The organism is Lacisediminimonas sp., assembly GCF_030645335.1.
Classification (GTDB): Bacteria; Pseudomonadota; Gammaproteobacteria; order Burkholderiales; family Burkholderiaceae_D; genus Lacisediminimonas.
The window spans coordinates 1-10,277 of the sequence record NZ_JAUSNH010000242.1 but is presented as its reverse complement, the minus strand read 5'-3'; the positions used below and the strand labels follow the sequence as shown (position 1 = coordinate 10,277).

The 10,277-nt window shown below is 53.3% G+C and carries 10 protein-coding genes; 7 read left to right on the top strand and 3 right to left on the bottom strand.

The window, feature by feature from the left end; all coding sequences use genetic code 11:
* The first annotated feature begins 225 nt into the window (after positions 1-225).
* Both Q7T64_RS16565 and Q7T64_RS16560 read left to right on the top strand, forming a co-directional pair.
* Positions 226-1,752, top strand: a complete 1,527-nt coding sequence (locus Q7T64_RS16565) for an AAA family ATPase (protein ID WP_304797975.1) — start codon at positions 226-228, stop codon at positions 1,750-1,752.
* Between the two features lie 36 nt (positions 1,753-1,788).
* Positions 1,789-2,226 (top strand): hypothetical protein, encoded by a 438-nt coding sequence (locus Q7T64_RS16560; RefSeq protein ID WP_304797973.1) that lies wholly within the window; start codon positions 1,789-1,791, stop codon positions 2,224-2,226.
* A 135-nt stretch (positions 2,227-2,361) separates the two neighbouring features.
* On the opposite strand, the gene Q7T64_RS16555 is transcribed toward Q7T64_RS16560, so the two are convergent.
* Positions 2,362-2,655, bottom strand: a complete 294-nt coding sequence (locus tag Q7T64_RS16555; RefSeq protein ID WP_304797971.1) for an HAD domain-containing protein — start codon at positions 2,653-2,655, stop codon at positions 2,362-2,364.
* A 166-nt stretch (positions 2,656-2,821) separates the two neighbouring features.
* Positions 2,822-3,424: a hypothetical protein gene (locus Q7T64_RS16550; RefSeq protein ID WP_304797969.1), complete on the bottom strand. Its 603-nt coding sequence runs from the start codon at positions 3,422-3,424 to the stop codon at positions 2,822-2,824.
* 142 nt (positions 3,425-3,566) lie between these two features.
* Between Q7T64_RS16550 and Q7T64_RS16545 the strand changes: the two genes are divergently transcribed.
* From Q7T64_RS16545 to Q7T64_RS16525, 5 genes are all read left to right on the top strand, one after another.
* On the top strand, positions 3,567-4,130 hold the full coding sequence (locus tag Q7T64_RS16545) for a DUF4402 domain-containing protein (protein ID WP_304797967.1): 564 nt from the start codon (positions 3,567-3,569) through the stop codon (positions 4,128-4,130).
* 10 nt (positions 4,131-4,140) lie between these two features.
* Complete coding sequence (locus tag Q7T64_RS16540; RefSeq protein ID WP_304797965.1) at positions 4,141-4,617, top strand: hypothetical protein; 477 nt, start codon at positions 4,141-4,143, stop codon at positions 4,615-4,617.
* Positions 4,618-4,654: 37 nt separating this feature from the next.
* Positions 4,655-5,122, top strand: coding sequence for a DUF4402 domain-containing protein (locus tag Q7T64_RS16535; protein WP_304797963.1), 468 nt, complete (start codon positions 4,655-4,657; stop codon positions 5,120-5,122).
* Positions 5,123-5,176: 54 nt separating this feature from the next.
* Complete coding sequence (locus Q7T64_RS16530) at positions 5,177-6,073, top strand: molecular chaperone (RefSeq protein ID WP_304797961.1); 897 nt, start codon at positions 5,177-5,179, stop codon at positions 6,071-6,073.
* 100 nt (positions 6,074-6,173) lie between these two features.
* On the top strand, positions 6,174-8,801 hold the full coding sequence (locus Q7T64_RS16525) for a collagen binding domain-containing protein (protein WP_304797959.1): 2,628 nt from the start codon (positions 6,174-6,176) through the stop codon (positions 8,799-8,801).
* Between the two features lie 462 nt (positions 8,802-9,263).
* Here Q7T64_RS16525 and Q7T64_RS16520 read toward each other — a convergent pair whose 3' ends face one another.
* Positions 9,264-10,127, bottom strand: coding sequence for a LysR substrate-binding domain-containing protein (locus Q7T64_RS16520; protein WP_304797957.1), 864 nt, complete (start codon positions 10,125-10,127; stop codon positions 9,264-9,266).
* Between the last annotated feature and the right edge of the window lie 150 nt (positions 10,128-10,277).

The window sequence follows — 10,277 nt, the reverse complement described above, 5'->3', positions numbered from 1 at the left end:
AGAAATTTCACATTTGCGCTATTATTTGAATTCCCACTGTAGTGTGAATATTGAAGAGGTGCTCGCTTGATCGTTTGCGCCATAATTTTTATAGATTATCGAAGACGTTATAAACGATAAAGAGTGTAGCGCCAATTGAGACATGATATTCACCCGATTCGAGCGGTGATCTTGGAATCCGCTAAAAACCGTCGAAAAAATGGCATCCAATTTGCCTAAACATCTATGATTTCAGAAACCGTAATCTACGTGCATGACGTGGGAATCTTCAGAACGTTGGTCCAAGCCGATCAACTCCATTTGTTGACGCGCCTCCCCGAATCGAAGCTGTATTTCGCTGAAGACTTGCTTCCAGAAATGAATGTCGAAGAAATATCTAAAATGCGGCAGTTCGTTTTGACCAACGTGTTTGAAGTCCAAATTTTAATTGAGGATTCACGACAAAACGGAGTCGATAGCGCAGTGGACGAGTTGTTGTGGGCATACTTGGAAACGAAGGAGACAGGCCACAGAGACAAGTACAACTGCCCTCCCAATATTCAGGAAATACTGGTTCTCTGGGCCGATGCCGATCCGGCGTCACAAAACGCACTGCAATTCGAGTGTCTTGCGCGCTTGAAGCTAGCGACGCCGGTCGTGCCGGAAGTCTTAACACTCTTTGCATTCGAAACTCGACTGGTTGCCCAGGGATTGTGGCACTCGCCCTCCAATTCCCAAAGGGGAACGATCGCAATAGATGCCCGAGATGGCCGACATGATGGACCGATTACCCACGTTGAGTCGATCCCCGCGGATCACAAGCAGCTGTTCAATCTTTGTGAGCTGGAGGCCATGCTTGAAAAATTGCGCCTGCAGCCAGGGGACGCAAAAGACCTCTTAGGTAGAAATCTAAATCGGCTGATAAAGCTTGGTGCTTCCAGAAAGTTTGCAAGAGCCCCGGCTCCAGCGCGTCTCGACGAATTGCAGAAGCGGTTTCCGAATTTTTCTGAAGTGGTCGCAATGATCCAACGCGGCATCGTACTGAGACGACTGACCGAATATCCCTTGGCACACGCGCAGCCAATTTTGCTGCTTGGCGATCCGGGAATCGGAAAGACCGCGTTTTCAAAGGCATTGGCCGACGCCTTCAGGACGCATTTTTTCGAAATCCGGATGAATGGCTTGACCGCCGGTTTTACCATCGGTGGCAGCGATATTTCATGGTCGAATGGACGGCCCGGCTTATTGTTCAACGAAGTAGGACTGGGCAATTTTATTAATCCCATCGGGCTGCTGGATGAAGTCGACAAGGTCTCCCCAGATAGGCGGTACGACCCCCTGGCTCACTTGTACACTTTGCTCGAAACGGATACGGCAAAGCGATTCCAGGACGAAGCGATTCCCTTGAAAATGGATTTGTCGCACATCACCTGGATCGCGACGGCAAACGATATTTCGGTCATCCCGGTACCCTTGTTATCGCGATTCACCGTCTTTGAGGTTCCTGCACCTACACCATCTCAGGCACGGGTGATTATCCAAAATATTTATTCTGGTCTGCTCGCCAATGAGGATTGGGGAGGGCATTTTGCGCCGCGCTTGTCCGAGGAGGTGATTGACGTGATTTCGAGTGTGCCGCCTCGCCTGGCGAGAAAGATAATACTAGATGCGCTGGGATGCGCCGCGACTGAAAACCGGACTGAAGTAGTCGCTTCCGACTGCAGAATGTTTTCGCCTGACCTGCCTCTAAGCCGCAGAATCGGATTCTACTAACCATGCTCCATAAGCGCTAACAAGAAGAAAGTTGCGATGCCTACCCAACCCTTTCCTCGAAATCGATTTACTAACTTCAATGACTTCATGTATCACTTGTGGTCGTTTTCTGACCACGGGAACCTTCTGGCGCCACATCGTTTTGCAGACGCGTTGCAAATGGATCTGGTGTCGTTGGCAGGGTACACTGGCATTCCGCTGGAGATGCTCATCCACTATCCGGCTTCCCTAAGCGTACAAACTTATATGAGATCCGCGTTGCGTGTTATTGCCGTCTTAATCGAAAATGACATGGAGGTCGATTGTGCGATCTTTCACTATCTCAATTTTCCCTGGGTCCAATTCGGGTTTAGAACGGCCGAGCAAATTGTCATAGACGGCGATGTCGAAAAATTTGTCAAGTATCTCCTTACCGAAGTTTTTTACCCGCCCGGGAAGAGTCCGGAGAAGGAGTACATCACGGAGAGCAACTGACTTCAGAATTCTTTTAATCTTACCGAAGCCGAAATCGTAACTCGGCTTCTGTCGTGTCATCAAATCCTGTTTCCGAGTTGACCAATAATAATCGCGTACACGATGGCGAAAAGAACCATTCGCAGTCGTCCAGCGCTATCCACGGTTCGTATTCGTGTCCCGCTTCGCGCAGCATGCTTTGATTTCCTGTTCGCGAACATAACAATAGTCAAGATCGAAGCCAGCAACATGAAAATTTGGCGTGATATCAATGATGCGGGCGGAAATATCGTGCGAAAAATAGGCGCGTAGCTGAGCAATGCTATGGTCGATTCGCCAGGCACTACTAATGGCAATGCCGAAGTCGCAATTCCGGATCACGCGTTCGAAGTGCGACAATTTGGACAGCACCCCGCTAAGCGATATTCTGGCTTGTTCATTTTCGCGCAAACGAGACCCTATTTTTCATTGAAGGTTGCCCCAGGCATTTTTCATGAACGGCATCGAGAAAGCGGGTTTTCGGGGCATTCGGTGGGTCACTTAACCGTGGAAAAGGTGGGTCAAAGGCCAGTGGAAATCAACACATTGCTGCCTTTTAAGAACAGCCTGGTCTCCTTTAGCCTGTCTTTCCCCTCTGATTGGCTGCGGCCTTCGCAGCCTTCTTTGCATCCCTTTCCGCCTCGGCTTCCTTGACCGCTTGCTGCTTCGCAAACTGGCGCACGCCTTCGGCGACGTCCTTCGGGATGTAAACGTATTTGAGCACCTCGTCGATGATCTCGGGATGCAGGAAGAACGGCGAGTTGCCCGATTCCCAGCTTGATTGCATCTTCACGCCTTTGCGTCGTGACGCACCGAAGAACAGGTTGTTCCAGATCAGTGCTTCGCGCGCTGGGTGATCCTTCTTTTCGATGATCTTTTCCAGGATGCCTCCCATGACGCATGTCCACTTTTCATTATTCGCCTTCACGCGATGAACGCGATCAAGCTCAAACGTCAGCAAGTTCACTGTCTTGCCGTTCATATCAACGATGTCGTAGTCCAGCGGCTGGCAGTACCTTCTTAGCTCCCAAACTGCACGGTCGAGTCGAATAATGTCGAATGGTCGGGTGTCATATGAGACCTCGTAGTACCGATACTCTGCTCCATAGTCTTCGAGTTTCCTAATGAACTGGACAGTATCGGCACTGAGATCGAGTTCGAACCTGCCGTGGTACTTCATCCTCTTAATTGTTGATTTTTACCGGCATTTGACCCACCTTTTGCACCGTTAGGTGACCCATCATATGCCGTAGTAACGCGCTTTCTCGCTGCCTTTCACGAAAAATGTGCGGGTCAGCTTTAGATGAAAAATCCGAACCCTTTTGCGTGAAAATGAACAATCTAACTTCCAACAACGTGCGATTAAACTCGCGTTAGCATCCATATTTGCCTTCGGCACAACAGTAAGCGGCTATAGTTTTGCGGCTGCGGACAGTACAACTGCGACTGGCACGGTGGTTGCGCCGATTGCAATCACGAAGGCAACCGATCTTGTGTTCGGCAAGTTTGCTCCCGGTGCCGGCGGCACCGTTACCGTCAGCACCAGCGGAACTCGCACCGCAAGCGGCGCAATTCTATCTACTGTAGGTAGCAGTCCGACCGCAGCGAAATTCGACGTCACAGGTGATAACAATGCCACCTATAGCATTGCTTGGGGGGGCGTCACAGCACTCACGAACACTACAGGGGTGGGCGCAGAAACCATGGCGCTGACCAGGATTAGTGACCTGACCGGGGGCGGGGCAACGACTGGAGAGGTCACCACGGGCACGCTGAGTGCTAGTGGCGCGCAGTCCATCTACCTCGGCGGTGTGTTGACGGTTGCTGCGACTCAAGTAGCTGGCGTCTACACCGGCAATGTTACCGTAACAGTCGAATATAACTAAACGAGGGCATTTGATCGGGACGACCCAGGGCAAGCATGCCCGACAGCGGCGCTGGGTATTGAAGAGTGTTTTCAAACCAGGCGTGTCAAGCAGGTTGCTGATCCTCTGGTTCGCGCTTACCTGCGTGAGCGGTCATGCGGCCGATGCATCGAGTAACCCGAGTGCTTCGGTCGCATATCCTTATGTCAGCATAAACAATTCCATCGTCGAGCTTTGGGACGCAAGTCTCACAAGACGGGCACCCGTTGGTAGCTTGCTCATGCGCATACCGGGAGCACACACTTCGAGCGAAACAGAGGATGCCGGCGTTGCGGTTAACGATCTAAATTCCATCAGCTTTAAATCAGGGCAATCACGACTCATCCTGGCAGACATTATCCATCTTGCTGCCACCAATGGGTTGGTGAGCGGCGCAATTGTCATCGCATTGACAGTAACTGCCGCGAGCAGGACAACACCGGCCAGTGTGACGGTGACATATAACTAACATTTGTGCGTATGTAGATGATCCCGGTTGGTGTTCAATGAAAAAGTATCGGCGGCTACTGGTGTTTTCTTGTGCATTGCTGGGCGCTTCCCAGTGCGGGGCGCAGATTGCCATCAGCAACACGCAGGCGCTGGCGTTCGGCAAGTTCGCCGCAGGCTCCGGCGGCACAATCGCGATTGGCCCAAATGGGGTGCGCACCCCGAGCGGTGGCGTGCGCTTGCTCAATTCCGCAGCGGGGACAGCTGCCAGCTTCAATGTACACGATACAAATCCTGCCAACGCCAACCTCACTTACATCATTACCTTGCCGGATAACGATGTCGTCACGCTTACCAGCGGTAGCCACAATATGGCAGTCAATAATTTTGTCAGCACGCCTTCCGGCAGCAGCATGCTGGTCGGCGGTACGCAGGTATTGACAGTAGGTGCCACCCTGTCGGTGGGCGCAAATCAGCCGCAGGGAAGCTATTCTGGAAATTTTAGCGTCACGGTAAATTACCAATAGCGGCAGGACTGGATCAAGAATCATCTTGTCGACAATCACAGAAGGAACTTATTGATGTTTTTTTCCGTTGCAGTTGACTTCAAAATTACCAGCCTTCTCACGCGCACCACGCGGTCAGGCAAGGCGCGGACGCGCTGGCTGCTGCTCGGATTGGTCATGCTTTTACCGCAGCAGCATGCGCTGGCTGATCTCATGCTGCATCCGACTCGCATCGTAATCGAAAAAAATCAGCGTGCGGCGCAGCTCGAACTTATCAACAACGGCTTGGAAGCAGCAACCTATCGCATCAGTCTGGTCAACCGGCGCATGAGCGAGACCGGTGAGTTCACGGCTATTGACAGCGCGGCGCCTGGAGAGCACTTCGCTGATGCGCTCTTGCGCTATTCGCCGCGTCAGATAACGCTGGAGCCGGGAGTTGGACAAGTGGTGCGGATCATGTTGCGAAAACCGGCCGACCTGGCAGCCGGCGAATATCGATCCCACCTGCAGTTCGACAAGCAGCCTGAACCCAAAGGCGCTACCAGCATTGAAACCCAAGGTCCAGTGGACAAGGAAGTCGGGGTCGTGCTTACCGCGTTGGTCGGTGCATCCATCCCGGTTATCGTGCGTCATGGCGAGACGGCTGCAACGGTGAGTTTGTCCCATCTTGAAATGCAAATATCGCCTGCGAATCAAAAGCCGCTTCTGTCGTTGCGCATGAACCGCAGCGGCAACCGGTCGGTCTACGGCGACCTGTCCGTCACTTTTACGCCGCAAGGTGGTTCCGAGCAACTTATCGGCAGGGCCGGCGGATTGGCTGTTTACAGCCCTAACCCGTTGCGCAGAGCGAAATTGGCGTTGCAACCGCCAGCGGGGATGGCCATGGCGCGTGGAACCTTGCGTGCCACGTATCGGGAGCGTCCTGAGGCGGGTGGGAAGGTACTGGCGGAATCCGAAATCGTCCTGCCCTGATATTTTGTCAAGCAAGTAGAACATGGAGCTGGCGGGCAATATCTGCTTCCAATATAAAGTTTGATGAGCTCCGTCCCTTCGATATTTCACATAAGCTTGCATGCATTACTTCAAAAATCGTCTGGCCTGGCACATCTCGTTCGCCTTGCTGGTACCAATGATCGCGCCTGCTGCCGCTGCGCCAATCACGGCTGCGCAGCAGAAGAAAGCCGAGCTGAATTTACTATTGCTGGAAGTGCGGATCGAGCCGCATACGTTATCGGATGCCATCACTGCCTATCAATACGGAAAAGATGTTTTTCTTCCACTTGGTGAAATATCGAAGCTGCTTACCATCGCCATCAGGACGCAGCCGGAAGAGCGGCGCGCAACCGGATATGTACTGAATGAAGAGCAGGCATTCAATCTCGATCTGGCGCAGTCTTCGGTAACAATCGGCGGCAACACCGAAGCGTTTGATCCAAACCTGGTGACGGTGCGGCCCGACGACATTTATGTGGCAAGCAAACTGATCGCACGCTGGTTGCCTGCGGATTTCGATATCGACCTTTCGAGTCTGTTGCTGCGAGTGCGGCCACGTGAAAAGCTTCCGTTGCAATTGCGCCTGGAACGCGAAGGCCGAAGCAGGCGGACTGGGGCGCGCCATGCATATGAGGACCCCGGCTATCAACGCCATGATTCTCCCTATCGATTGCTGGGGGTGCCATTCATCGACCAAACCCTGGGTGTCGATGTACGCCGCGCAATCGGCAGCAGTCAGGTCGATGCCGGTTATACCGCCTATCTGACAGGGGATCTGCTCGGCATGGAGTCGTCTCTATACGTAAATAGCACCAAGCAAAAACTATCGCCGGATCTGCGCTTTACTCTGGGACGGCATGATCCTGACGCCGGTTTACTCGGTCCCCTTAGGGCTCGTTCGCTCGTGTTCGGCAGCGTGCCCGTGCCGGGAGTTGCGAACATCGCTGTTACCAGCCCGACCGGAAACGGGCTGACGGTGAGCAATCGACCGTTGACTCAGCCGACCAGCTTTGATCGCCATAGCTTGCAGGGCGATTTGCCGCCGGGCTGGGATGTGGAGTTGTACTTTAATGATGCACTGGTGGGATTTCAGCAATCGCGTGCAGACGGGAAATTCAGTTTTGAAGACCAGCCGCTGATCTATGGGCCAAACGAATTCCGCTTGGTGTTCCATGGCCCATTGGGGCAGCTTAGGGTTGAGCGGCAGAGCTTCTTACTCGAGCAGTCAGTTACTGTGCCGGGGCAGTTCTATTACAACTTCACGGAGCATCGCGACCAGGATGGGCAGGCTCGATCGGTTGCCCAGTTCGACGTGGGGTTGAATCGCAATTTCTCTGTGACAGGTGGACTGGTTAGGTTACCCGTCGCGGGGCAGGAGCAGCGCTATGTCAACTTGGGGCTGCGTAGCCTGTGGCAGTCTTTCATGGTCACCGGCGACTTTGTAAAGTCGCACAAGGGCGGAGCGCTTGCTGAAATGGCGCTGCGGACACGAGTTGGAGGAGTCTCTATCGGCGTCAGCCGAGCACGATTGGATAATTTTACCAGCGACATTTACGCGCCCAGCAACGATCCGGTACGCATGCGCGACAAGATTCGTCTTGACGGGGTGATTCCGCTGGATTTCTTGCCTCGTTTGCCGCTGACGCTGGAAGCCAAGCGTGATCGCTTGCAGTCAGGGACTGACAACATCGAAGTGGCTGGCCGGATTTCTATGTACCCGTACGGTACTGCCGTAAGTAATGCGTTGCGCTGGCAATCGTTGGGCGGCGCAAGATCGGGCAATGGCATCCTTCAGGTTAGTCGCAGAATTGCTGGTGTCGGCGTGAACGGCCAACTCACCTATGCCTTGAAACCTGACATCAAGATGGATACCGTAGCAATTGCCGCCGACAAGGCCCTGGCGGCGGGGTATATTTTGAATCTGGGTCTGGCGCGTTCATATTTGCAGCGGGAAACACTGTACACCGTGGGCCTCAATAAAAGCCTCGGTGCTTACGGTTTGGGCGTTAGCGCCCGCTATTCAAGCAAGGGGGATATTGCCGTAGGCGCGCAATTGTTTATCGCAATGGGACAAGAGCCGCGCGAGTCCCGATGGATGGTCGATGCGCAGCCGATCGCAAAGTCGGGAGGAGCCTCTGTCCGAGTATTCGTCGACAAGAACCTGAACGGGATAATGGACGCTGACGAGGAACCGGTCAAGGATGCCCGCTTCACAGTCAATGGCGGTGCCAATCAGAGTCGTACCGACGAAAAAGGCGTTGCCTATCTGGCCAATCTGCCGGTAAAGCAAAATGTAGATGTCGCGCTGGATACTGCGTCCCTCGAAGACCCGCAGTGGAGTTCACGAATGAAAGGTGTTCGACTGGTTCCGCGACCTGGAAAAGTTGTGGAGCTGGATTTTCCAGTCATCATGACCGGTGAAATCGATGGAACAGTGTACTTCGTCGAAAAAGACGAGAAACGCGGAATCGGTGATGTATTGATTGAATTGGTGGATTCGAAACGCAAGGTCATTGCTCAGACCAAAACTGCGTCCGATGGCTATTACATAGTGCCCGCGGTCCCCCCCGGCGCATATTTGCTACGGATTTCCCGTGAGCAGTTGAAGCGGTTAAAGATGACCGATACAGGTTCACACATGCTCACAATGACGTCAGACGGCACATTTTTGAATGGGCTGGATTTTTCATTGATCCGTCCATGGTAGCGGCGTTTTTCAAACTGAGCTGTTAATTTCCACTGGCCTTTGACCCCCCTTTCCCACAGTTAGGTGACCCACCGTATGCCGCGAGAGCCCGATTTCTCAATGTGTTCATTAAAAATGCCTGAAACCATGGGAAGCGATTGCATCTTCGCGACCGATAGGGATGCCGTTCGGACGATTACTACGCGTATTCCAGCGCCTGAGGTGGCCTGTGGCACCAAGTCATCATACTGATCTGATACGAGGCGAGGGCAGTGAATTGGCAATGTAAGAATGTGAATCTCTGATGCTGGCTCTTTGCTCGAGAGGTAATGTCATGGACTCCTGATACCGCAGGCTTGGCCCAAGCTGATGCCCATGTTTATCGTGGTTCCTGTGATATCCATCATCCTTCTGCCGAACAGGGCCCTGTTGCCTGCAGCGTGGTCTCATGCGTTACCTCGGTTCGTACCAATGCCTCGCTAACTATATCTTTTGGCTGCCGTTGATCCTCCCAGAAAGGGCTCGGGTATGCAGATTGAGGAAGGAGCAAAACACCGCGAGTCCGCGCGTTGGCGTTTTGCTTCGATGCAGCGCGATCGAGAAGGACCGGCGTATGGTTGGTAGCGTCGCCCGAATTGCAATGAGCCTGCCGGTTTCAAGGTCGTCGGCGACGACGTGGCGCGACAGACAACTGACCCCGTACCCATTTAGCAAGGTGCGTCGGATGGCTTCAGAGTTCCCCAGTTCGAGCGCGATATTGAGCGCGCCGATTGCCCGGCCGAGTTCTTGGTCGACGATCTCGCGGGTGCCTGAGCCGGCTTCTCGCACTAGGCAGTCAGCCTTGGCCAAATCGCTGCGCCGCGCGCTCCGCGCAAGTGGGTGGTCCGGCGCTGTTACGACCACCAGCTCGTCGTCAACCCAGTGTTCGATACGCGTGTTGGGAGCATGGGAGCTTCCCTCGATCAGGCCAATATCGGCCTCGAACGCATTGACGGCATCGAGTACATTGCGTGTGTTGCCAAGGACGATATTGAGTCTTACCGTCGGATGCTCAGTGAGGAAGTCCTTAAGAATGCCGGGCAACAAATAATTGCCGATAGTATTGCTGGCCGCAATTCGCAACGCCCCAGTCGTCGATTCAAGCTCGCGCGCAAGCGCTTCAGCACCTTCAACCAGCGCCATCGCATTAGGCAGCAGCGCGCGGCCGGATTCGGTGTTATGCCAGACTCGAAAATCCGCTCCTTTCCCCCTGGCCCGCTCACGTGCATGTATGCCCCGACTCTTCTTGATGGTCGAGACGCAAACTAAAGCATGTAGTCGTGTGGTGGTTGACAGCTTGAGGTACACATGTCATCATTTATTATAGATAAACGGTGTTTATTATAACTAAACGGAGAACGCAATGGATCATGTCAGTCCCTGGGCTACTGCCCCTAAGCTTCCGTCTACGCACTATGTAGATAACCGAATCTATACGGATCCGGTGATTTTCGAGGA

Excerpts from the sequence above, each read along its gene's own strand:
- Q7T64_RS16535 (WP_304797963.1), top strand. The coding sequence starts at position 4,655 with ATGAAAAAGTATCGGCGGCTACTGGTGTTTTCTTGTGCATTGCTGGGC.
- Q7T64_RS16530 (WP_304797961.1), top strand. The coding sequence starts at position 5,177 with ATGTTTTTTTCCGTTGCAGTTGACTTCAAAATTACCAGCCTTCTCACG.
- Q7T64_RS16565 (WP_304797975.1), top strand. The coding sequence starts at position 226 with ATGATTTCAGAAACCGTAATCTACGTGCATGACGTGGGAATCTTCAGA.
- Q7T64_RS16560 (WP_304797973.1), top strand. The coding sequence starts at position 1,789 with ATGCCTACCCAACCCTTTCCTCGAAATCGATTTACTAACTTCAATGAC.
- Q7T64_RS16550 (WP_304797969.1), bottom strand. The coding sequence starts at position 3,424 with ATGAAGTACCACGGCAGGTTCGAACTCGATCTCAGTGCCGATACTGTC.
- Q7T64_RS16525 (WP_304797959.1), top strand. The coding sequence starts at position 6,174 with ATGCATTACTTCAAAAATCGTCTGGCCTGGCACATCTCGTTCGCCTTG.